28 protein-coding genes are annotated in these 21,456 nt (G+C 73.5%); 14 read left to right on the top strand and 14 right to left on the bottom strand.

From position 1 onward, the window contains the following. Positions 1-72 precede the first annotated feature (72 nt). Both AC07B0_RS01190 and AC07B0_RS01185 read right to left on the bottom strand, forming a co-directional pair. Positions 73-516, bottom strand: a complete 444-nt coding sequence (locus AC07B0_RS01190; RefSeq protein ID WP_356871724.1) for a hypothetical protein — start codon at positions 514-516, stop codon at positions 73-75. A 71-nt stretch (positions 517-587) separates the two neighbouring features. Next, entirely contained in the window at positions 588-998 is a 411-nt protein-coding gene (locus AC07B0_RS01185; RefSeq protein WP_469378993.1) for a DUF4440 domain-containing protein, read from the bottom strand. A gap of 221 nt (positions 999-1,219) precedes the next feature. Between AC07B0_RS01185 and AC07B0_RS01180 the strand changes: the two genes are divergently transcribed. Continuing rightward, positions 1,220-1,924: a LamG domain-containing protein gene (locus AC07B0_RS01180; protein WP_469379087.1), complete on the top strand. Its 705-nt coding sequence runs from the start codon at positions 1,220-1,222 to the stop codon at positions 1,922-1,924. 34 nt (positions 1,925-1,958) lie between these two features. Here the strand turns inward: AC07B0_RS01180 and AC07B0_RS01175 are convergent, their stop codons facing one another. The 3 genes from AC07B0_RS01175 to AC07B0_RS01165 form a co-directional block, all read right to left on the bottom strand. Next, positions 1,959-2,936 carry an ATP-grasp domain-containing protein gene (locus AC07B0_RS01175; RefSeq protein ID WP_478896112.1) on the bottom strand — a complete coding sequence of 326 codons (978 nt, stop codon included), beginning with the start codon at positions 2,934-2,936 and terminating at the stop codon, positions 1,959-1,961. A gap of 25 nt (positions 2,937-2,961) precedes the next feature. After that, complete coding sequence (locus AC07B0_RS01170; RefSeq protein ID WP_356872028.1) at positions 2,962-3,588, bottom strand: nucleoside/nucleotide kinase family protein; 627 nt, start codon at positions 3,586-3,588, stop codon at positions 2,962-2,964. A 112-nt stretch (positions 3,589-3,700) separates the two neighbouring features. Next, on the bottom strand, positions 3,701-3,961 hold the full coding sequence (locus AC07B0_RS01165; RefSeq protein WP_356871730.1) for a DUF6225 family protein: 261 nt from the start codon (positions 3,959-3,961) through the stop codon (positions 3,701-3,703). 393 nt (positions 3,962-4,354) lie between these two features. On the opposite strand from AC07B0_RS01165, the gene AC07B0_RS01160 reads away from it, so the two are divergent. Further along, the gene (locus AC07B0_RS01160) at positions 4,355-5,182 is read left to right on the top strand and encodes a hypothetical protein (RefSeq protein WP_478896110.1); all 828 of its coding nucleotides are present in this window, start codon (positions 4,355-4,357) and stop codon (positions 5,180-5,182) included. Positions 5,183-5,295: 113 nt separating this feature from the next. Here the strand turns inward: AC07B0_RS01160 and AC07B0_RS01155 are convergent, their stop codons facing one another. Then, positions 5,296-5,475 (bottom strand): hypothetical protein, encoded by a 180-nt coding sequence (locus AC07B0_RS01155; RefSeq protein ID WP_469378999.1) that lies wholly within the window; start codon positions 5,473-5,475, stop codon positions 5,296-5,298. Positions 5,476-5,749: 274 nt separating this feature from the next. Here AC07B0_RS01155 and AC07B0_RS01150 point away from each other — a divergent pair, with 274 nt between their 5' ends. From AC07B0_RS01150 to AC07B0_RS01140, 3 genes are all read left to right on the top strand, one after another. Beyond that, positions 5,750-6,148, top strand: a complete 399-nt coding sequence (locus tag AC07B0_RS01150; protein WP_356871736.1) for a hypothetical protein — start codon at positions 5,750-5,752, stop codon at positions 6,146-6,148. 97 nt (positions 6,149-6,245) lie between these two features. Then, positions 6,246-7,115 carry a D-hexose-6-phosphate mutarotase gene (locus tag AC07B0_RS01145; protein ID WP_469379001.1) on the top strand — a complete coding sequence of 290 codons (870 nt, stop codon included), beginning with the start codon at positions 6,246-6,248 and terminating at the stop codon, positions 7,113-7,115. Positions 7,116-7,168: 53 nt separating this feature from the next. Beyond that, positions 7,169-7,351 (top strand): hypothetical protein, encoded by a 183-nt coding sequence (locus tag AC07B0_RS01140; RefSeq protein WP_467292076.1) that lies wholly within the window; start codon positions 7,169-7,171, stop codon positions 7,349-7,351. Between the two features lie 195 nt (positions 7,352-7,546). Here the strand turns inward: AC07B0_RS01140 and AC07B0_RS01135 are convergent, their stop codons facing one another. Further along, positions 7,547-7,807, bottom strand: a complete 261-nt coding sequence (locus AC07B0_RS01135) for a hypothetical protein (protein WP_469379004.1) — start codon at positions 7,805-7,807, stop codon at positions 7,547-7,549. Positions 7,808-8,061: 254 nt separating this feature from the next. Between AC07B0_RS01135 and AC07B0_RS01130 the strand changes: the two genes are divergently transcribed. Beyond that, positions 8,062-8,946: a hypothetical protein gene (locus tag AC07B0_RS01130; protein WP_478896107.1), complete on the top strand. Its 885-nt coding sequence runs from the start codon at positions 8,062-8,064 to the stop codon at positions 8,944-8,946. A gap of 339 nt (positions 8,947-9,285) precedes the next feature. Beyond that, positions 9,286-10,053 (top strand): hypothetical protein, encoded by a 768-nt coding sequence (locus AC07B0_RS01125; protein ID WP_478896105.1) that lies wholly within the window; start codon positions 9,286-9,288, stop codon positions 10,051-10,053. 17 nt (positions 10,054-10,070) lie between these two features. On the opposite strand, the gene AC07B0_RS01120 is transcribed toward AC07B0_RS01125, so the two are convergent. Then, the gene (locus AC07B0_RS01120; protein ID WP_356871748.1) at positions 10,071-10,643 is read right to left on the bottom strand and encodes a putative glycolipid-binding domain-containing protein; all 573 of its coding nucleotides are present in this window, start codon (positions 10,641-10,643) and stop codon (positions 10,071-10,073) included. Between the two features lie 59 nt (positions 10,644-10,702). On the opposite strand from AC07B0_RS01120, the gene AC07B0_RS01115 reads away from it, so the two are divergent. Beyond that, the gene (locus tag AC07B0_RS01115; protein WP_478896103.1) at positions 10,703-11,791 is read left to right on the top strand and encodes a hypothetical protein; all 1,089 of its coding nucleotides are present in this window, start codon (positions 10,703-10,705) and stop codon (positions 11,789-11,791) included. 89 nt (positions 11,792-11,880) lie between these two features. Next, positions 11,881-12,045, top strand: coding sequence for a hypothetical protein (locus AC07B0_RS01110; RefSeq protein ID WP_356871752.1), 165 nt, complete (start codon positions 11,881-11,883; stop codon positions 12,043-12,045). Here the strand turns inward: AC07B0_RS01110 and AC07B0_RS01105 are convergent. Continuing rightward, a complete protein-coding gene (locus tag AC07B0_RS01105; RefSeq protein ID WP_478896101.1) occupies positions 12,042-12,599 on the bottom strand; it encodes a YbaK/EbsC family protein in 558 nt (185 codons plus the stop codon). The two genes, AC07B0_RS01110 and AC07B0_RS01105, sit on opposite strands and share 4 nt — an antisense overlap. A gap of 203 nt (positions 12,600-12,802) precedes the next feature. Between AC07B0_RS01105 and AC07B0_RS01100 the strand changes: the two genes are divergently transcribed. Further along, a complete protein-coding gene (locus AC07B0_RS01100; RefSeq protein ID WP_478896099.1) occupies positions 12,803-14,260 on the top strand; it encodes an amidohydrolase family protein in 1,458 nt (485 codons plus the stop codon). Positions 14,261-14,311: 51 nt separating this feature from the next. On the opposite strand, the gene AC07B0_RS01095 is transcribed toward AC07B0_RS01100, so the two are convergent. Beyond that, on the bottom strand, positions 14,312-14,749 hold the full coding sequence (locus AC07B0_RS01095) for a hypothetical protein (protein ID WP_356871758.1): 438 nt from the start codon (positions 14,747-14,749) through the stop codon (positions 14,312-14,314). Positions 14,750-14,895: 146 nt separating this feature from the next. On the opposite strand from AC07B0_RS01095, the gene AC07B0_RS01090 reads away from it, so the two are divergent. Then, a complete protein-coding gene (locus AC07B0_RS01090; protein WP_356871760.1) occupies positions 14,896-15,177 on the top strand; it encodes a hypothetical protein in 282 nt (93 codons plus the stop codon). Between the two features lie 176 nt (positions 15,178-15,353). After that, a complete protein-coding gene (locus tag AC07B0_RS01085; RefSeq protein WP_356871762.1) occupies positions 15,354-16,616 on the top strand; it encodes a serine hydrolase domain-containing protein in 1,263 nt (420 codons plus the stop codon). Positions 16,617-16,665: 49 nt separating this feature from the next. Here AC07B0_RS01085 and AC07B0_RS01080 read toward each other — a convergent pair whose 3' ends face one another. Together AC07B0_RS01080 and AC07B0_RS01075 are read right to left on the bottom strand one after the other, a co-directional pair. Then, positions 16,666-17,007 (bottom strand): type II toxin-antitoxin system PemK/MazF family toxin, encoded by a 342-nt coding sequence (locus tag AC07B0_RS01080; protein WP_356871764.1) that lies wholly within the window; start codon positions 17,005-17,007, stop codon positions 16,666-16,668. Further along, the gene (locus tag AC07B0_RS01075) at positions 17,004-17,240 is read right to left on the bottom strand and encodes a hypothetical protein (RefSeq protein WP_356871766.1); all 237 of its coding nucleotides are present in this window, start codon (positions 17,238-17,240) and stop codon (positions 17,004-17,006) included. The genes AC07B0_RS01080 and AC07B0_RS01075 overlap by 4 nt, the downstream gene beginning before the upstream one ends. 246 nt (positions 17,241-17,486) lie before the next feature. Between AC07B0_RS01075 and AC07B0_RS01070 the strand changes: the two genes are divergently transcribed. Next, positions 17,487-17,846 (top strand): hypothetical protein, encoded by a 360-nt coding sequence (locus AC07B0_RS01070; RefSeq protein ID WP_356871768.1) that lies wholly within the window; start codon positions 17,487-17,489, stop codon positions 17,844-17,846. An 82-nt stretch (positions 17,847-17,928) separates the two neighbouring features. Here the strand turns inward: AC07B0_RS01070 and AC07B0_RS01065 are convergent, their stop codons facing one another. Beyond that, the gene (locus tag AC07B0_RS01065) at positions 17,929-19,863 is read right to left on the bottom strand and encodes a potassium channel family protein (protein WP_356871771.1); all 1,935 of its coding nucleotides are present in this window, start codon (positions 19,861-19,863) and stop codon (positions 17,929-17,931) included. A gap of 73 nt (positions 19,864-19,936) precedes the next feature. Beyond that, positions 19,937-20,653, bottom strand: a complete 717-nt coding sequence (locus AC07B0_RS01060) for a ribonuclease H family protein (protein WP_356871773.1) — start codon at positions 20,651-20,653, stop codon at positions 19,937-19,939. Positions 20,654-20,776: 123 nt separating this feature from the next. Here AC07B0_RS01060 and AC07B0_RS01055 point away from each other — a divergent pair, with 123 nt between their 5' ends. Continuing rightward, complete coding sequence (locus tag AC07B0_RS01055; protein ID WP_356871775.1) at positions 20,777-21,313, top strand: hypothetical protein; 537 nt, start codon at positions 20,777-20,779, stop codon at positions 21,311-21,313. The last annotated feature ends 143 nt before the right edge of the window (positions 21,314-21,456 follow it).

The raw sequence follows: 21,456 nt of genomic DNA, 5'->3' as shown, positions 1-21,456 counted from the left end.
GAAAGGTCCACCGGGTCGCGACGCCCGGCCGATGGCCGTGAAAGGGCGACCTGCCCTGGCGGGCGCGGGTGGTCAGCCGAGAGCGGGGGTCGCGAGGTCGAGGATCAGCAGGTTCCCCCAGTCGTTGGTGAAGGTGGCACGCATGCCCTCGTAGCGCACGCTGACGAACGGGTTGGAAACGAACATGACGGCGACCCACCGCAACGACGCGTCGGCGTTGAGACGGGCGAGGTAACCGATGTTGCCCATCCCGCCACCCCCGCCGGACATCCATCCTGATCCGTCCGGCAGCGGGCGGCCCTCGAAGTTGGTGTTCACCTCATCGGTGTTGTGCTCCTCAAGGGCCTGGGCCACGTCGAACGGCCCTCCGATACGAAAGGGAATCAGCTGCCCGGCATCCGGGTGGTACGCCCCCGGGCCGTCGACGTGCAACTCCAAGCCCGTGTCGTCCGGCCGGTACAGGCCGTCGCACAGCGGCATTTCCCCGGCTTTCCAGAGCCCCTCGACCAGTCCCATGACCCACCCCACCGTCCGTCACCAAAGCCCCGGAGCCTGACTGCGCGCGGCCGCCCATGGCCACGGCCGGGTCAGACGTCGTCCCAGGCCATCGAGCTCATCCTCCAGCCGGCGGGCGTGCGGACGAACTGGGTGGTCTTGCGGCCGGAGCCCTCGAACCATTCCCCGTCGAGGAAGCCGGACTTGCGGTACTCGCTGAACCGGTGCGCGATCGACTGGAAGATTTCGGTCCGCTCGGCGACCTCCCATTCCCGGAACTCCGTGAGCGTTCCGTCGGTGAGGATCTTCTCCCGCGGCCCGATGAACCCGTCGAGGTCGTAGACCACGGGCCCGTCCCCCGCGTCCACGTTCTTGATGATCATCCCCTGCGGGATGAACACCTCCCGGACCGCGTCGAGCCGCGGCCGGACGCCGCCGACGGTGGTGAACGCGCCGAGGAACGTCCGCATCAGCGCGTCGAGTTCGGTCTTCACGTCGGACACGGACACGGGTACCCCTCCCACGGATGAAAAGCCTCGCACCGATCTTCGCCCACTCCCCCGCACACCGGCAACGCCCCGTCCGGCAGGACTTCTCACCGGACCCGCCCAGGTACCCGAACGCATTCACCCCATCACTTTCCGTGAGAACCGCGGGTGATTTGGTGCCCGGTGGGCAGATATGACCCATGGACTCGGACATGCCCGGATGGCTGCGGCGCCTGATGCGCCGCCTCGTTCCCACGGCGGGCGGCGGCGGAGCGTCGGTCTTCACACCGCGCCGCGCCCCCGTCTTCACCGCCGACTTCGCCTCTCCCGCCCAGTGGGTCGCCGGACGCTCGTGGGCGTATCCCGACGGAGGCCCCGTCAACCCGCGCGACAACAAGCTCGACCACCTCACGGCCGACCCCGCCTACAGCCGCAGCGGCGTCTTCAGGGCGACGCTGCGCCCCGACGGCAACTGGGACAGCGGACTGCTCACCACCGAGGGCAGCGACGAGGGCTTCATGGTGCGCACCGGCGACGTGCTGGAAGCCCGGGTGAAACTGCCCGTGGAACGGGGGGCCTGGCCCGCGATCTGGACCTGGCGGGACGGCGGCCAGGAGATCGACGTCTTCGAGTACCACCCCGACAACCCGGACCTGCTGGAGCTGTCCAACCACGTCCGGGAGGGGCACCGCTACCACCGCGACCCGTCGGTGCGGCCCGGCGGGTGGGTGGACCTGAAGGTCGAGTTCGGGCGGAACTCGGTCGTCTGGTGGGTCAACGGCGCCCGCGTCTTCGGCGACGGCAGGGGGGTGGGGCGCAGTTGGCGGGCCTACCTCATCGTCAACCTGTCGGTCTGCGCGGGGAGGTACCACCCGGCTCCGGACCCCTCGGCCACGGAGATGTCGTACGAGGTCTCCCAGCTGAGGGTGTACCGGCCGTAAGGGGGTGTAGCGGCGTCGGGGCGCGCACCGGCCGTCAGGGCGCGCCGGGTGCTCCCACCAGCCGGGCGACGGCGTCCGCGAAGCGTTCCACTCCACCCGGGGCGGAGGTGAGGAAGAGGTCGGGTTCGATCAGTTCCAGTTCCATCACCACCGGGTTGCCGTCGGCGGCCCGCACGAGGTCGACCCGGGCGTAGACGCGGGGAACGCCCGCCGCGGCGGCCGCCGCGGCGAGGGCGGCCTCGGCCACGTCCCGTTCGGCCGCGTCGGGTTCGTGCGCGGTCAGGTCCGGGTGCGGTGTGCGGGTGTTGTCGACCCGGCCGGTGTCCGTGAGTACCGGCCCCTTGCGCAGGGCGTGGCTGAACCGCCCGTCCAGGAACACCAGGGCGCGTTCGCCGTCGGCGATCCGGTCCATGTACGGCTGGACCATGGCCGTTTCGCCGGCCGCCTGGAGGGCGCGTACGTGCGCCCTGGCGGCGTCGCGCTGCCCGGGGGTGTAGCGGGCGCTGTTGCGGGCGCCCGCCGACACCGAGGGTTTGACGACGACGTCACCGTGCCCGGGCAGGTCGACTTCGTCGCCGGGCGCGATGAAGCGGGTCGGTACGGTCGGCACCCCGAGGGCGGCGAGTTCCCTGAGGTACCTCTTGTCGCTGTTCCAGCGCACCACCCGGGCGGGGTTGTGCAGGGAGGTCACCGCGTCCACGCGGTCGGCCCAGGCCAGGAACTCCGGCAGCCTCTCGGTGTACTCCCAGGTGGAACGGATGATCACGGCGTCCTGGGCGGCCCAGTCGAAGCCGGTGTCGTCCCAGCCGGCGGCCGTCGCGTCGATCCCCCGCGCCCGCAGGGCCGCGACCAGCACGGGCAGTTCGGTGTCGTGGGCGCTGCCCGACCGGTCGGTGGCGAGGGCGACCCGCCGCGCGGGCGGCCGGCCGTGCGGGGGCGGGGAGGATCCCGCGTTGTCGTTCACGGTGTCGGCCGTCCCGTTCGTTCGTCGTCCGAGGAGGATCCCGTCCATGGTCGCACCCGCGGCCGTACGGCGGTCAGCCCAGGTCGAGGACGAGGTCGGCCCGCTCCCGGCCGGCGGCGACGAGCCGGGCGTTGGCCTCGTCCGAGCGGGCCACCCAGTCCCGGGCGCGGGCGGGGGTCTTGCCGTGGCGCACGTGCCGGTCGACCAGCCGGTCGACGCGCAGGGCGTCGTCGGGGGCGAGGTACCACGCCTCGTCGAGGAGGGGCCGGATCCGGGCCCACTGCCCCGCGTCGTGCAGCAGGTAGTTCCCCTCGGTGATCACCAGGGGGACGGCCGGGGCGACGGGGATGCTCCCGGCGACCGGTTCCTCGATGGTGCGGTCGAAGGCGGGGGCGTAGACCGTGGTGCCGTCGGCTTCGCGCAGGCGGCGCAGCAGGGCGACGTACCCGGACGCGTCGAAGGTGTCGGGTGCTCCCTTGCGGTCGGCCAGGCCCAGGCGGGCCAGTTCGGCGCCGGCGAGGTGGAAGCCGTCCATCGGCACGACCGTGGCGAGTGCCGGTCCGAGGGCGGTGGCCAGCCGCTCGGCGAGGGTGGACTTTCCGGCGCCCGGGGGTCCGGCGATCCCCAGGATCCGGCGGCCGCCGCGGGCGGCGAGCGCCCGTGCCCGGTCCGTCAGCTCCGTCAGCTCGGTCGGCGGCATCGGTTCCGGGTGCGTCGTGTCCACACGTGCATCTTGCCCGACCCGGTGCCGCGAACGGGCGCCGGGCGGGCGGGGGTGGTTGCCGCCGGGGCGGGCCCCGGCGGTGGTGGGTTCAGTCGACGTCGAGGTAGTAGGCGCCGGCCCTCGCGTCGGCGAAGAGGGTGAACTGCACCTGGGGCACCCCCTCCACGCCGTTGATGTCCATCTCGACCGGCTCGGCGTCCACCAGGACGTACTCGCCGTATCCTTCGAAATCTCCGGGCCCGTCCGCGACCCCGATGTGGATCGGCGTTTCGTCGGGCAGGTCTGCGAGGGCTTCGCGCAGGCGTCCTGCGGTCCATACCTGCGGAGTGTGGTCGAACGTCTCAGCCATGCGCCGAGGTTAGAACCACCGGCCCCCGGGATCCCGGTACGCCGCGCCGTGCGCCGAGTGCCCCCGGCGCGCGGACACGGGTGGAACTGGTCGGGGTGACCCCGTGACCACAGGCGTGGCGGATCGTTTCTCTTCATGTCGCGCCAGGTGTACACCCCGCAAACCCCCCGCGGCGTGCGCGACAGGTGAAGGCCATGGGGGCACCATCTCCCCCGTGGCCTTCACCCCCCTGCCCGATCTGGGCCGAAGCGGCCGGTCGGTGTCTTTCCCTGCCCGGAAGTCGCGTTGCCGCAGCCCGATCGGTGCGGATCTCGTCGTGAGCCAACTACGGCCGCCCTGAGGTGAGTACCATCCGGCAGCAACACACCAGGTCTCACAGGAGAGCGAGCCGACATGGCAGACGAGTCCGACACCACGCCCATCCACAGCCTGTACGCGGAGCGTTTCGCCGCTGATCTCGAGACCAACCGCAAGGAGCAGGAGGACGTCTCCGCCCGGATCGCGGAGCTCGACGCACGGCTGAAGCAACTGAAGGCCGACGAGGACTGGCTCACCGGAGTGCAGGGCGCCGTGCCTCCGGGCGGGGTCGCGGGCGGCGCTCCGGCGGTCGGGGGCCGGGCACCGCTTCCCCTCCCCGAGGAGGCCCCGCTGTCCCGGGCCGTCCCCAAGCCCCGCCAGGCGAAGAAGGCGCCGGGTACGGCGACCCGCGCCAAGAAGGCGGCGCCCGCGGCCAGGAAGGCCTCCGGCGCCACGGCCACCGCTACGAAGCCGAAGGCCGCCGCGGCCCCGGCCAAGGCCACCCCGGTGACGAAGCCCAAGGCCGCCGCGACGAAGGCCGCCCCGGCCACCGCCGCCAAGGCCGCTCCGGCAGCGGCGGAGAAGGCCGCAGCCCCGGCGGTCGAGAAGGCTGCCGAACCGGCGCCCGCCAAGCCGGTCAAGCCCGCCGAGCCGCCGCTGCGCGAGCTCGTCCTGGCCTTCCTGACCGGCGCCGCGGAGCCCCGCATGGTGAGCGAGGTGTCCGCCGAGCTCGCCGCGGGCGGCCGGACCACCTCCACCCAGGTGGTGCGCAACACCCTGGAGGGCCTCGCCAAGAAGGGGCTCGTCGAGAAGGAGCACAAGCAGGGTTCGGTGATGTACACCGCGCTCAAGCCCCCGGCGGCCCAGCCGGCCGTCGAACCGGCGGCTGAGGAGAAGAAGGACAAGACGGCGGTCGAGGTCTAGCCGGCCCTTCCGACCCCCTGCACCGCCACCGAACCGCCCGCACCGCGCCCGCCGTTTCCCACGGTGGCGCGGGCGGGCGGTTCGGCGTTCGGGGTGCGTGCGCGGGAGTTGGCTCAGCGCGCGGGCCCGTGCGGTGCGTGGGGGCGGGCCGGGGCGGCGCGGTCGGCGGGGCGGCCGGGGTCCTCGTCGGTGGCTTCGTCGGTGTCCAGGTCGGGCAGGCCGGGGAAGCGGTAGGGGTCGAGCGCCCACTCGGGCGTCCGGGACGAGAGTGCGTACGTCGGTGCGGTGTTCATGGAACCTCCCGAAGGTCGTCACTGAACGTCATGACTCATCACTCTCCGCACGCGGTTGCGCGGGGGATCCCCTTCCACCCGAACGCCCCCAATGGCATCTCGTCACATCGCGGGCGCACCGGCCGCCGGACGGAAGGGCTCTGACAGGTCGTCCGAAAGGGGCACAGGGGTGAAGACGTTTCCATCATGACAGGTCAGACGGCATTTTCGTAGGACGAACGGCACAGGCGATTGCCCTTGTTTGGGTACCTGTGCGGCTTTCAGAATCTCCCTCATGAATCACACGGCGCACATCAACCACGACGCGGTACTCCGGGCCCGGGTGGCCCTCCTCGGATCGGGGGCACTGCCCGTACGTCAGGAGGTCGCCGCCTATCGCGTGCTCGTCCAGGTGAGCCCGCTCGCGTATCTGCCCCGGCTGGTGGAGGCGTTGTACGAGTACAGCCGGCAGGAGTTCGCGGACCGGCCCGGCATAGCGCTGGCCCTCAGGGGCGAGGCCGTGTCCGCCGCGCGCCGCATGTGCGCGCTGGAGGCCGGACGGGAGGAACTGCTCGCGAGGGCGTTGACCGACTACCGGGAGCAGCTGGCGCTGACGGACCGCCGGGACGAACTCGACGCGGTGGACGAGGAGCTCAGGGCCGTGGGGCCCGCTCCCGAACGCCGGCGGCGCTGAAGGGGCGGAGGGTGGCGGTCCGGCCGGACCGCCACCCCCGCGGGGGCGGGGAGGCGCCGGTTTGACTGATCGGGCTTCCGTTCTGAAGAGTCACGGTATGAACGAGAACCTCCTCGCCCTCCCCGTCGCCGAACAGCTGGCGCCCTCCGTCAGCCTGCGCCGGATCGGAGAGCTCCGCCTGGTCGTCGTCGACCACCCCCGCGTGCGCGCCGCCGTCACCCTCCAGGGCGCGCAGGTCGTCGGCTGGCAGCCCACCGGGGCGGAGCCGGGGCTGTGGCTCAGCGAGAACACCGCGTGGACCGTGGGAAAGGCGGTCCGCGGCGGAGTACCGATCTGCTGGCCGTGGTTCGGGCCGGCCGGCAGCCCCTCCCACGGGTTCGCGCGGACCACCGAGTGGGAGCTCGACGCGTACGAGGAGTCCGCGCAGGAGGTACGGCTGACGCTCAAGCTCGTGGCGTCCGAGGAGACCCGGGCGCTGTGGCCGCACGAGTTCACGCTCCTCGCCCGGATCGTGCTCGGCGAGACCTGTGACATCGAGCTGGAGGCGCACGGCGACTACGAGACCACCGCGGCCCTGCACACCTACCTCCACGTCGGTGACATCGACGCGGTGGGCCTCCGCGACCTGGGACAGCGGTACACCGACAACCTCGTCCACGCGGAGGGCACGGCGGAGAAGGAGCTGCGGCCCGTCGGCCGCGTGGAGCGGGTCTACACCCGGCCGGACGACCTGTCCCTGGTCCACGACGAGGGGCTGCGGCGCACCATCGAGGTGCACCACCGCCACCAGAGCGACGTGGTGGTCTGGAATCCCGGCCCGGAGCTCTCGCACTCGATGGAGGACCTCACGGACGACGGCTACCGGCAGTTCGTGTGCGTGGAGACGGCGCGCCTCGCCCGCCCGCTCGTGAGCACGCCCGGCCGGCCCGCCCGGCTGGCGGTGACCCTGCGCACGCGCGCCGAGTAGCGGGGCCGATGGTTCCGGTGTGACGTGCGGGGCCGTACGCCGTTGTTCCGGGCATGGACGAACTGCTGGACGTGCTGCTCGACGGTGTGACCGAGCCGCGCCTGAAGCTGATCAGCGGGGACGAGGCCCGGGCCCTGATGGTCCTCCTCGGCATGCTGGACGACGACCGGCAGACCGAGGAGGTCCGCAGAGCGGCGGGAGAGATGCGCTCCCGCCTGGTGGCCCGCCTGGCCTGAAGCCGGGCGGGTCGGGCCGGCCTAGGGCCTGTCGTCAAACTCCCGTCGTCGCCCGGAGGGCGGCCCTGCGGCGTCTGGTGCGTGCTCTCGGTGCGCCGGGCGGAAGCCCGCGTACTGGACGTACTTGGCTTTCGCCCGGTGCGGCGAGAGCGCGTGCCAGGCGTCGCGGGGCAGACGGGAGTTTAACGACAGGCCCTAGGGGTTCAGGCGGGTGTTGACCAGGTACCTGGCCTGTTCGGACAGCTCCTTGCGCCGCGCGTCCTCCTCCACCAGCCGCAGTTCCCCCTGGAGGGCCAGCTCGGTGCGCAGCACCGTGCTCCGGGGAACCGGCACGCGCTGCCCCGGCTTCTCGGTGAACGGCTGGAGCTCGGCGGCCAAGGCCTGGGCGTCGTCGGAGGTACCGCGGCGCAGCGAGAGGAACACCCGGGAGAGCCAGTCGGCCGGGATCTTCACCATGAAATCGTCCATGGCGTCACAACGCCTGACGATCCCGGCCCGTCACGGCAAACCACCCGTTCCGGATGAGCCGGTCAGCTGAACTTCTCACCTGACCGGTCCAGCGCACCGGCCCCGCCGCCGTCCGCGACGGTGTGCGGGGCGGTCGGATGAGCGGCGCGTGGAGCGGCACCCGGTTCACGGGAGGCGCGCAGTCCACGTACCCGTCCCTCGCACACCCGTGGCGGCCCCCGGCCGCTGTGGGGAAGGAAGTCATGAACCTGAACCATCTGAAGGCGACGACGGCTCGGCCCCGAGTGCGTTCCCGGGTCCTGCTCGCCTCCCTGGCCGCGGCAGCGGCGCTCACCGGCCAGCTGGTCGCGTTCGCGCCGGCCGCGTCGGCCGACGGTCCCGAACCGTCGGGCCAGAACGCGGGACCGTCCGCCCCGGGCAAGCAGAACCCGCCCAAGGACAAGGACCAGCGGCAGGACAAGGACAAGAAGAAGCTCGCGGTCCCGCACGGGCTGCGGCAGTTCACGTCCGACAACACCTTCACCCCGCCGGCCGGCGTCACTTCGGTGTTCGTCCAGGCCTGGGGTGCGGGCGGCGGTGGCGGCGGCGGTGGCGGCGGGGCCGGCGCCCCGCTCACGGGCAGCGGCGGGACCGGTGGCGGCGGCGGTGGCGGCGGCTTCACCTGGTGCGTCGTCCAGGTCAAGCCGCTGACCGACTACGGCGTTGACGTCGGCGAGGGCGGCACCAACGGTGGCGGAGGCGCCGCCGGTGCCCCGGCCGGCCCCGGCGTCAACGGCACGGCCGGCAGCGCCGGTACGTCCACGACGCTGACCCGGTCCGGCGACAACACCGTGCTCCTCACCTCCACGGGTGGCGGCGCGGGCGGCGGCGGTGTCGGCGGCTCGGCCGTCGACGGCGCTCCGGGTACGACCGGCGCCGGCGGCACCGGCTCGTGCTCCACGGGCGGCGTGAACCGCACCGGCGGCCCGGGTACCACCGTCGGCGCCGGCGGCGGGACCGCCGACGGCATCGTCGAACTTCCCCCGGGTGCCGCGGTCGGCGGGGGCGGCGGGGCCGGCGGACCGGCCGGAGTGGCCGGGACCGACGGCCGTCCCGGCGGCGACGGCTTCGTCGTCATCTACTGGTAGTACCGCCCCTGTGCCCGCCCTCCGGCCGTCCTCGGCCGGAGGGCGGGCACGGTCACGAGTAGCATGCGGAGGCTCGGCAGGACGGTACGACAAGGGTGGGGCAGCATGAGCATGTACACGGGCGGCGAACATCACGGCCCCCCGGAGGGACCCGGGGGCCGCGCGCCGTGGCCCGGCCGCGCACCGGTGCCGCCGCCTCCCCAGGGGTATCCGTACCCGCCCGTCCCGCCCCAGGGGTACCCGTACGCGTCCGCCCCGCCACAGGGGTACCCGTACGGGCCGGTGCCTCCGCAGGGATACCCGTACGGGCCCGGTGGCCACCCCTACGGGTACCCGCCCGTGCAGCGGCCCCGGGTGCTGACGCGGCGCCAGAAGCTGGTCCGGTTCGTCTTCAACCCCTTCTACGCCGCCCAGCGGGTGTTCCGGCCCTCCCGCCCCGACCTCGTCCCCGACCCCCTGGTGCGCAAGCTCCAGCTGTGGCGGACCCTGCTGGGCGCCGCCGCGTGGGTCGTGCTGACCCTCACGTACAAGGCGGTCAGCAGCGCCTCGGACGTCGGGAACCTCGCCAGTGACCGCCTCGAGCAGAGCTGGCACAGCGTGCTCGTACTGGTCTGCACCCTCCCGGTCGTGGTCGGTGTCTTCGTGGCCGCCTCCCGGGGCCCGGTACGGCGCGTGTACCTGCGGCGCGCCCTGCGGTCGGTCGGGGCCGTACTGGCGCTGATGGCCGCCATGTTCACGTTCGTGCTCTCGGTGGTGCCGGAGACGCAGGCGATGCGCGACTTCGTCGGCCTCCCGGGCAAGATCGCGCTGGGGGTGATGTGCGTGTGGGCGCTCGGGTTCGCCGTGTACGGCATCGGGCTGTCGCTCGTCCACGTCTTCCGCACCGCCGACATCCACGAGCTGGTACCGCCCGTCCTCGCCACCGTACTGGTGTGGGAGATGGCGCTCCTGGACCTGACCACCGGCGCCTACGACCAGGTGCCGCCCGGCGTCCGGATGGTCTTCGTCATGGGGGCGCCGGTCACGGTGACGGTCCTGTCCGTCTGGGAGACGTACCGGCTGCACCGCTACCACCGCCTCACCCTGCGCGGGGCGCTGCGGCGCTGAGGGCCGCCGGGCCGTCGTCAGCGGGTGAGGGCGGTCGCGAGCCGCGGGTAGTGCAGTACCAGGCCGTCGTCGTCGAAGGTGATGTCGCTGCGGAAGTCACCGGACTCGTAGCGGACGACCGCGCCGGGGCCGGTGGATTCCAGCGGGGTGTAGGTCTGCCGGTTCGCGACGACCTCCAGGGCGGGGACGGACACCCAGGCCATCAGGAAGGTGTGCGGCGGGCCGGCCGGGCGGCGGTGCAGCGCGTGGCGCAGGACGGGCATGGTGTTGGTCAGCGGGCACAGGCCGAGGTCGCAGTCGAGCGCGCCGTCGAGGTCGGGGCGGTGGACGCCGTCGGCCGTCCAGCGGCCGGCGTCGTGGCGCAGGTCCAGCGACCGGACGGCGTCCGCCGTCTCGACGGTGACGGACAGGCGCGAGGTCACGTAGTCGTCGACGGTTTCCAGTGCGTACGTCACCCAGTACGGCTCCGGGTCCAGGCCGACGGCCCGCCCCCGCGCCGTGAGGCCCCCTTCGGTGAGGCGGACCCAGGTGGTGGCGTGTCCGCGGTCGGGGAGGATCTCCCAGGTGCGTACGAGGTTGCGCGTGCTCATGGGAGGAGCCTAAGCCGGGCGGGTGCGCGGGGAGATGGGCCGACGAGGTGAGCCGTGGCGTGGCTCTCCCCCAGGTGCGCCGGGGCGGCGCACCGAACGAAAAGTATGACTTCCTGTCCCGGGGACGGCGTGCGCTGCTGTCGATGCGCGCCCTGCTGCGGCCGAACGGCGCGTACGCGGCGGCCTGGGCGCCCGCCTGGCAGTACGCGTGGCCCCGCGACTCCAGCTTCGCCGCGGCGGCCTTCGCGCACACCGGGCACGAAGCCGAGGCCCTCGCGATCCTGCGCTACAGCGCCAGGACGCAGCGTACGGACGGGACCTGGGAGGCCCGTACGAAGCTCGACGGCTCCGGACCGCCCGACGCCCGCACGTGGCAGCTCGACGCCAACGGCTGGGTGCCGTGGGCGGTCTGGCAGTGGTACCAGAAGGCCCCGCAGGACACCCGCGCCGCGCGGCTCCAGGAGCTCTACCCGATGATCCGCAGGGCGGCAGACCGTTCGGCGGCCTCCCTCGACGGGCGGGGCCTGCCGCCCGCCTCCCCGGACTACTGGGAGCTGCCCACCGGCACGGTCAACATCGGTACGGCGGCGCCGCTGCTGGCCGGGCTCAACGCCTCCGCCGACCTCGCCGGGCGGCTCGGCGAGACGGAGGACGCGGCCCGGTGGAACGCCGCCGCCAAGCGGCTGTCGGCCGGGATCGCCGCGCACTTCGCGCCGCTCGGCTACCCGCGCACCCTCGACGCGCCGCAGGGCCGTGACAGCGCCGCGGCCTTCATGGCGCCCCCGTTCAACGCGGCGCCCGCCGGCCTTCCCGCCGCCCTCGACTCGACGGAGCGCGCCCTGAAGCTGCCCAACGGGGGCCTCACCCCGGGCAACGGCCCCGGGCACAGCTGGGGCGCCTACGCCTGGACGGCCAGCACCAGCTTCTTCGCGCTCGCCTGGTCGGGCCTCGGCCGGAGCGCGAAGGCGGACGGCTTCCTCGGCTGGGTGCTGTCCAAGCGGAACACCCTCGGTGAACTGCCCGAAACGGTCAACGGCTCCGGCCGGCCGTCGGCGGTGGCTCCGCTGGGGTGGACCGGTTCCCTGGTGGCGCTGTCCCTGCTCGCCCTCGACGGCAGGGCCCTGCCGACCCCTCCGCTGCGCGGATAGGCCGGTCTTCGTTCCGCCGCCGGGAGGGCGCACCCCTACACTTGTGCCGCCCGGCCGAAGGTGCCGGCTTCAGGGGAGCGAAGTCCTAAGTGAGCAGCACCAGCAGCGACGCGCCAATCTACGACCAGCTCATACGGGAGCGGGGCGATGTACCGGGCCAGGTCCGGCGGGATGCCGAGGAGATCCACCGGGCCCTGGCCCAGGTGATGGCCCGCCGTCCCTCGGCCGGGATGCCGACCTGGCGCACCCCCTAACCGAGGGCGAGTCCTTCGACGGGTTCGGCGCCGGGGAGCCTCGCGAGGAGCGGGCCGGGGACGATGAGCTTGCCGCGGCGGCGGCCGCTGCCGACGAGGACGTACGGCAGGTCCGCGACGGCCGGGTCCACCAGGAGCGGCCAGTCCGCCGGCAGGCCGAGCGGGGTGATCCCGCCGTACTCCATGCCCGTGCGCTCCACCGCGGTCGCCATGGGGGCGAAGGACACCTTGCGGGCCCCGAGGTGGCGGCGGACGGCGCCGTTCACGTCGACCCGGGCGGCGGAGGGGACCAGGCAGGCGGCCAGGGTGGTTTCCCCGCCCCGCTTGGCCGCGACGACGACGCAGTTCGCCGACGTGCCGAGCAGGTCCTGCCCGTAGTGGGTGACGAAGGCCGCGGTGTCGGCGATCGCCGGGTCGGTGTCGACGTAGACGATCTCCTCGACGGGGAGGTCCCCGGCCAGTTCGCGGACGGCTTCGGCGACCGGGAGGATCAGCTCGTCGAGGCAGTCGGGGGCGGGCCGGGCGTGGTCGAAGGGTCCGATGGGAGCGCGCATGTCCGTACGCTAACAGCGGCCGTGCGCGGGCCTGGGGCGCGGAAAGACCGGAATTCCACAAAGTGTTGACGCGGCTCTATCGAAAGCGCCTTCTCCTGACGGACGATTCGCATATCCTCCGCGCCCCCCGTCCGCCGTCCGTGCGGCGCTCCGCCGGCGCGCGGGATGCGAACCCACCCGTGTTCGTTGGGAGGCAATACGACATGGACCGCAACAGCGAGTGTCCCGACGCCGCCTCGACCGACCTGACCGAACTGACCGCGCGCCGGCCCGGAGCGCTCGGCCGCCGGGGCGTGCTGACCGGCCTGGGCGCGGCCGCGGCCGCCCCGTTCCTCCTCGGTGCCGAGCGGCCGCGGCCCGGGCCCGCGGAGCCCTCGGCACGGAGCACGTTGCTCCGGAACGCCACGCTCGTCCTCACCATGGACCCCGCCCTCGGCGACGGCCCCCTGGGGAGCCTCGGGCACGCGGACGTCCTCATGCGGGACGGCGTCATCACCGCCGTGGGGCGGCGGTTACCGGCCCCGCCGGGCACCCGGACCGTGGACGCCTCGGGGAAGCTGGTGCTGCCGGGGTTCGTCGACGTCCACACCCACCTGTGGCAGTCGTCCATGCGCGGCGGCTGCGCGGACCGCGACCTCTTCGGGTGGCTGGCCGACTGCAACCGGGGGACCTTCTCGCGGATCACCCCGGAGGACATGTACCGCTTCGTCCGCCTCGGGGCGCTCGACTCCGTGCAGTCGGGTGTCACCACGCTGGTGGACTGGGTGGACGCCCTCCCGTACGACACGACGGTGCAGTACGTACGGGCCCTCGCGGACACCGGGGTGCGCTTCACCTACGCGATGTTCCAGGCCGATCGGGACGCGGCGCTGATCACCCGGACGAAGCGGGAGCTCATCGATCCGCTGCCGCTCGCCTCGGCACAGGTCGCCACGCACGCGGCGCGGGCCATCCAGGGACTGAACCGGCTCCACTGGGAGATCGCCCAGGACCTCGGCGTGATGCTCAACTCGCATGTCCTGGAACGCGACGAGCAGCGGGCGGACGACCCCGTGCGCACCCTCTCCGACATCGGGGCACTCGGTCCGCGGCTGCTGATGAACCACGCGATCCACCTCGACGACGGGGAGCTGGACGCGCTCGCCGCCCACGACGTGCGGGTGGCGCACTGCCCGCTCAGCAACATGCGCCTGGCCTCTGGCATCATGCGGCTGCCGGAGCTCGCGCGGCGCGGCGTGAAGACCGGGCTCGGCCAGGACGGCGGCACCAACGACACCTCGGACTTCTTCGCCCTGATGAAGACGGCCCTCGGCCTCCAGCGGGCGCGGGCCCTGCGCGCTTCCGTGTTCCCCCAGGTCCACGACGTGCTGCGGATGGCCACGCTCGGGGGTGCCGAGGCGATCGGCATGGCCGGGGAGATCGGTTCGCTGACCCCCGGGAAACGGGCCGACGTCGTCGTGATCGAACCCGCCGCGCTCAACTTCGCGCCGCGCTTCGACTGGGTGAACCAGATCGTGTTCAACGGCCGCCCCGAGAACGTCGACTCGGTGTACGTGGACGGCAGGGTGCTCAAGAGCGGCGGCCGGCTCGTCGGGGCGGATCCCGACCGGGTCGTGCGGGAGGCTGAATCCGCGGCGGCCCGGCTGCGCGCCGCGTCCTGACAGGCCCCACGCGGCGTGCGCCGCCCCGGAGTCCGGGCGCGCGGGGCGGGGTCAGCGGTCGCGCGGGGCCAGGAGTCCGGCCACGAACCGGGTGGTCTTCTGCCCCGCGCGCTGCTTGATCAGGCCTTCCTTCGCCGCTCCGCGCAGGGACGCCGTGGTGGTGCGGGGGCCGGCCCCGGCCAGGGTCACGGTGATCAGGACCGGGTTCATCTGCGCGAACCCGCCGCCGACGAGCGCCCTGACCACGGGTCCGGCGGCCTGGCCGGTCGGGGGCGGAGGGTCCAGGAGGCGGCCGATGCGGGCCAGGGTCGCGGCGACGTGCCGCTCGGCTTCGGCCAGGGGCAGGTCCAGCGTCAGAACGTCCTCGTGGACGTCCTTGCGCAGGTACCGCGCGGCCAGCCTGGCACCGAAACGGCCTCCCGAGCCGCCGCCGACGGCGCCCACCGACCCCAGCGCGTCCGCGAGTATGCGGTCCTCGTCGTTCACCACGGCGACAGCGTAGCGGCCGGCCCCGTGGGCGGGATCGGCGGGACGTGCGCCGAACGAGGGCTCCTCGGCCGGGCGGACGACCTGGTTGGGCGGCCGGGGCCCCCGGCCGCTGCAAGCTGGTGGCCACCCACGAAAGGACCTGGCCCATGGCGAACGTGCGGCGCATCGTCGACGTCGAGACGCGCGAGGTGGAAGTCTTCGAACTCGTCCCGGACGAGGCGGGGCTGGAGGCGATGCGCACCGACCCCGAGGCATACGTGCGGGAGGTGCTCGCCGACGAGATCGGTCACATCAACGGCGTGTCCGTCGACGTGCACGTGCTCGGCGAACTGGCCAAGGCCACGGCCGTCTCCGGCGGGCCGTACGTGGTGCACCACACGGTCAGCGGGAAGTGGGAGTCCTGGGTCGAGGTCACCAACCCGAAGTAGGGCTGCGGTGCCGGGCGGCGGGGTGGGCCGGGGGGCCGTCACCGAGCACTGATGATCTTCCGTAAGCTCTTGGTCGACCAGGCCGCCGACCGTGCCCTCCCGCACGCGCTCAGGCGGCCTCCGGGATACCCCGGAAAGAGGTAGCGACCGAGTTGGGGAACAACGTGCACCTGCCCATGAACCGACGTCTGGCCATCAGCGCCGCCCTGCTGGCCGTGGTGGCCGGTGTGGCTCCGGCCACCACGGCCCACGCCGCACCGGCCGTTTCGGCCGAGGCCCAGGGGGCCGCGTCGGCGCTTCCCGCGCCCGATCTGGAGGCGCTGGTCCAGGCGTTGCAGAAGACGACCGCGGCCGGAGCGCCCGGCGCGATGGCCCGCATCGGCGGGGCCGGCGGCGTCCAGACCAAGACGGTGGGCGTGCGCGACACCGTCACCGGCGCGCCGATGGACACCCGGGCCCGGTTCCGGATCGGCAGCGTCACCAAGACCTTCTCGTCCGTCGTGCTGCTCCAGCTGGTGGCCGAGAAGAAGATCGAGCTGGACGCGCCGGTCAACCGCTACCTGCCCGGGCTGCTGCCGGACGACCGGATCACGGTGCGTCACCTGCTGACCCACCGCAGCGGGCTGGCCGACTACACGAACGCCATGTTCGACAAGACCGTTCCCGGCTTCGAGGCCGTCCGGAACAAGGAGTTCAGCTACCAGGACCTGGTGACGCTCTCGCTGAGCGAGCCGCGGACCACCGAGCCCGGGGTGGCGTACAAGTACTCGAACGCCAACTTCGTCGTCGTCGGCATGCTGATCGAGAAGGCCACGGGGCGTCCGGTCGCGAAGGAGTACGAGCGCCGGATCATCAAGCCGCTCAAGCTGGAGAACACCTCGTACGTCCACCCGAGCACGAAGATCAAGGGGCTGCACGCCCACGGCTACCTCACCCCCGACGAGGCGGGCGCGCCGCTGGTCGACTCCACCGAACAGACCGTGTCCTGGGCGCAGTCGGCCGGTGCGATGATCTCGAACGCCGCGGACCTCAACACGTTCGTGTCCGCGCTGGTGACGGGCAAGCTCCTGGCGCCGCAGCAGTTGGACGCGATGCTGACGATGACCCCCACGGACGCGACCAACACCCGCTTCTACGGGCTCGGCCTGCGCCGCTACGACCTGTCCTGCGGCACCTCCGTGTACGGGCACACCGGTACCGTGCAGGGCTTCTACACGTACGCGTTCGCCACCCGTGACGGCAAGCGCAGCCTGACCGCGATGGCCAACACCTCGAACCGGGGTGTGGCGAACACCGAGCTCGGCGGCACGCTGGAGGCCGCGTTCTGCGGGAAGAAGCCCGCGCAGCCCACCGCTCGCGGCTTCTCCTCCGCCCCCGCGGCCTCCGCCGTGACGGCCGCCCCGGCCGAGGTGGACCTGCCGGAGCGCAACGCGCGCTGATCCCCGGCCGCCGCGGCCCCCACGGTCGCGGCGGCCGCACCGGCCCGCGTCAGGGCACGGCCAGGCGTACGGCGGCACTGACCGCTTCGAGTGCGTCGGGGCTCAGTCGCAGCTGCACCGTCTCCACGTAGTGGGCGGCGGGCCGGACGGTGGTGAGGAAGTCCGTCAGGACGTGGCCCCCGACCCCGTCGGGGAGGTGCCCGGGGAGGATCCCGTCGTCGGCCGCTTCGAAGGGGACCGCGGTGGGCCACGTGTCGGAGCCGGTCCCGATCTGGGCGACGACGACGGTGTCCAGCAGGGCGTTGCGGGTGTCGTTCGACACGACGACCCACAGGCCGCCGCGGCCCTCCTCCCCGATGGCGATGACGTCACCGCGGCGGAGTTCCGTCACAGCGTTCCCTCCTGGGCGATCACCGCGAAGCAGGCGGCGTGTTCGGCGGGCGCCGCACGCTGGCCGGACAGGTTCTCGTGCATGTCCCGGTAGGCGGATCTCAGCTGGTGTTCCCAGGCCTCGGCGAGTGCGGAGCCGCGGACGAACCGGGCGAGTGACTGGCCGCGGTCGGCGGCGGCCAGCCGCAGGAGGGCGAGCTCGTGCTCGGTGAACGTGACGTTGAGGGAGGGCACGGGAGAACGGTACTGATGCACGGTGCACGTGTCCGGTGCCAATCAGGTCATTGCGTGCGGACCGCCGCCCGCACAAGAACTCCGCCCGCGCCGTTGACCCGGGCGGAACGGGACACTCCCAGCTCAGGGGCCCGGTTGACAGCCCCGCGGGGCCTCCCGCTGCCGTAGACATCTCCCCGGCAGGTACGGACCTGCGTACCTGTGACCGCACTCGTACGTGACCGGAAACAAGGGAGAACCCGAACCATGAAGAAGCGTTTGGTCGCCACGGCCCTGGCTTCCGCCGCCATCGCGCTCGGCACCGCGCTGCCGGCCTCCGCCGGTACGACGGACACCACCGGGGGGACCGGGACCCAGAACTGCATCAGCCGCAGCGTCAGCCGCAGCGAGGGGCACGGCTGGGCCCAGACCTGCGACGGGCGCAACGTCTCCGGCTGGATCCAGGACGACAAGGCCGACGGCCGCTGTCCCTACGTGATCGCCTACCACCACGGCGGCGGCGAGACGACCGGCCCGCGCGTCGGACCCAAGGGCAAGCGGATCGACTTCAACTTCTACGCGAACGGGAACGTCAGCGACTTCGGGATCGGCTACATGACCTGCTGACACCCGGGCCCGCCGCCGCGGGCACCGTGTGAGGGGGCGCCGCGTCGGGGACGCGGCGCCCCTGCCCGTCCGCGGCCGCGGGTCAGGGCCCCGGGGCGGGCGCGCCGGTACGGCCGAGGAGTTCGGCCAGGCCCCGGCGGGTGGCGGCCAGCACGACGCGGTCCTCGGGCCTGAGTACGTAGCCGGGGTGGAGGTCCCACACCAGGCCCGGTCCGGGGGCCGAGCCGTCGCGCGGGGCGGAGCCGAGGTCGGGGCGGCGCTCTCCCGGGGAGGTGGTGTCGAGGGCGATGACCCGCCAGGCGCCGGGGCGGAAGGACTCGGTGACCGTCAGGCCTTCGAGCCGGGGGTGGCCCGCCACGTCGAGGGCGGCGAAGAGGAGCACCCGCCGCTCGACCGGTATCGCACCGAGGATCTGCCGGCCCATCATCGCCCCGGCGAAGGCGGGCGCGGCGAGGTGGGTGACGCTGCGGCTGCGGGTGAGCGCGGACGGGTGGGCGGTGCGCAGCGTGCGGTACACGGCGGTGGCGAAGTCGTCCTCGTACAGGCGCAGCACGGCCCGCAGGTCGGGTTTGACCCCGCGGGCGTAGAGGGCGGCTTCGAGGTTGGTGGTGTCGGAGCTGGTCAGGGCCAGCAGGGCGTGGGCCCGGTGGACGCGGGCGGCTTCCAGGACGCCCTCGTCGGTGACGTCTCCGAGGACGACGGGGACGCGCAGCCGGCGGGCCAGGGCGAGGCCGCGGGCCTGCGGGTCGGATTCCACGCACACGACGGGGATGCCCAGTTCCCGCAGCCGCGCCAGCACCCGGGTCCCGATCTTGCCGAGTCCGAGGAGCACCACGTGCCCGGACAGGCCGCGCGGGGGGCGGCGCAGGGCGGTGGCCGTGCGGAAGGCTCCGAGGGCCTCCATCGCCGCCGCGACCAGGACGGGCAGCAGGAGCAGGCCGACGAAGCCGGAGAGGATCTGGAAGACCTGGCGGACCGTCGGGTCGCCCACCGCCGGGTCGTTGATCGCGAAGATGTCGAGCAGGGTGATGTAGGCGGCGTGCAGCGGGTGGTCCCCCGTGGTGATCCAGGAGCCGACGGCGAGCGCGGCGACGGCCGCCGTGATGCCGGCGAGGGACCAGCGCAGCCTGCGGGAGAAGAGGGAGGCGACCGGGAGGGAGGCGGCGCTCAGCCGGGGCGCCGTCCGGCCGCGGCCGGTGTACGAGACGGCTTCCAGGGCCACGGTGGCGCGTCCCGTGGCGGCGGCCACCGCGCGGTCGTCGGGCAGGAGCCGCAGTCCGCGTTCGCCGCCCAGGACGGAGCTCTCGCTGCCGGCCGGGTCGTTGGTGGTCGCGGACAGCAGGGCCAGGGTGCACAGGCCCGGGTCGGCCACCTCCCCCGGGCCCGGCGGCGTGCGTTCGACCGCGCGCAGCAACAGGCCGTCCGCCTGGATCACCTTGCTGGTGCCCGCGACGGCGCTGGCGGCGAGGGCGGGGGCGGCGGTGTCCGCGTCGGACAGCACGGTGGTGGCGGAATCCGTCGCGCGGGGGCCGGCGTCCGGCCCGGCGATGATCGCCGCCTGGTCCAGGAGTTCCTCCAGGTGCTGGCCGAGCTTGCGGTTGTAGAGCCGGATCACCAGCCGCAGCCTGGGGTTGAGGCGCCTGGCCACCAGGGCGGCCCGTACGTTCCTGTCGTCGTCCTCGTAGACCAGCGCGAGGGCGGCGGCACCCGCGGTGCCCGCGGCGGCCAGCACGTCCTCGTCGGGTTCGGCCGCCCGCACGATCCGCGGTGCCTCCGGCGGCCGGTCGCCGGCCGGTCCCCGGGGCGCTCTCGCGGGCGGGACCCGTCCGAAGAGCCCCCGCCACGCCGTCCGGCCCACGGCGAGCGGCCGGTCGGCGGCGGGCGGTACCACGAGCGTCACCCGCTCGCCGTACACCTCGACGAGCTCGGCCGCGAGCCTGCGGGCCAGTCCGTCGTCTCCGCACACCACCATCGGGCCCGCCGTGTCCGGGACGTGGGTCTGCTGCTGAGTGTCCATCAGGACAGGATGCCCGGCAGGTGCGCGCCCGGTGCGTGCGGACCCGGTCGGTACGGGGCCGACGGTGCGCCGGTCAGGCCGTGTTGCCGTCGTCCTGTGCGGCGGTGGCGCAGGCCTCGTGGCCCCAGCGCTTCCCGTGCTTGGCGATCATCTCGCCCGCCGCGTAGGGCCGTCCGCACGGGCAGGTTCCGGGGAACTTGGCCTTGAGGGGGCGCGGCGCGCCGCTCTTGGCCCGGGCCGCGGAGGCCGGTGCGCCGGTCCTGGCGGTCCGTGCCCGGGCCGGGGCTCCGGTCGCGGGTGCCGGGACGGGGAAGTCCGTCCCGCCCAGGGCGGTGCCCGCGGGCTGCTGGCTGACCGCGGCGTCGCTGGCGGCCTGGTCCGCGATCGCGTTCAGGTGGTCGCCGTCCTCGCGGTGGGCGGGAACGTAGAGGAAGGTCACGTCGCGGTCGGTCAGCAGCCGGTCGATCTCCTCGACCAGCTCGCGGTTGGCGACGGGCTTGCCGCCGGAGGTCTTCCACCCGTTGCGCTTCCATCCGGGGAGCCACTGCGTCACCGCCTTCATGGCGTACTGGGAGTCCATGCGGATCTCCACCGCCTTGCCGGGCAGGATCGCTTCCAGCAGTCGCTGGAGCGCGGTGAGTTCGCCGACGTTGTTGGTGGCACGGCCGAGCGGGCCGGCTTCCCAGCGCTGGGGGTGCCCCTGGGAGTCCGCGATGACCCAGGCCCATCCGGCCGGTCCGGGATTTCCCTTGGAGGCCCCGTCACAGGCGGCAATGATGCGTTCAGACATCCCCCGATCATGCCTCACCACCGGACCGGCCGGTGACCCCGCCGCCGGAGCCGCAGGCCAGCGCGGCTACCGTCACGCCATGAGAACGCGCTCCGGTGAACACCGGCTGACCAGGGGGAACCGATGAGGAAGGGCTGGGCGGCCGCTCCGCCACACCTCGGTGCCGTCGTGAGCCTCGCCCTGCTGACGGGCTGCTCGCCGGTGGACGAGACCCCCATCGGCCGCACGAGCGGCCACGGGACCTACCGGCCGCTGGCCGTCGTCGGCTACCCGAGCCCGCAGACGCTGGACATCGTCCAGGAGGTGGTCGGGAGGATCGCCGACGAGGACCCGGGCGAACTCACCTTCCTCGCCGGGGACCGGGCGGGAACGGCGCAGGCCAGGGCCACCGCCGAGAACTGGGTCGAGGCGTTCGGCGACGGGGCCCGCGGAAGGGTCACGGCGGACTTCTACGACGAGGGGTCCAAGCGGCAGCTGGTCGTGCTGTACTTCCACAACACCCGGCAGATCAAGGCGATCACGGTCAGCAGCTACGGGAACGCCGAACGCGGCGGCTGGCGCGCGGAGATGGACGAACCCGGCCCCGAGGAGGCCGCGGCGCCGCCGGCCCCCTGGATCCCGGCGGAGCCCGGCGGAGCGGGCTCGAAGACCCCGGTGTGACCCGGCGCGAGCCGCCTTTCGCCCACGGCCGCGGAAACGGAGCGGCCGGGGGGGGGGGGGGGGGGGGGGGGGGGGGGGGGGGGGGGGGGGGGCGGGGGGGGGGGGGGGTGTCCGGGGGGGGGGGGGGGGGGGGGGGGGGGGGG

The sequence above is a fragment of the Streptomyces sp. NPDC044704 genome, from assembly GCF_056433525.1.
This window is presented reverse-complemented; position numbering and strand designations above follow the sequence as displayed.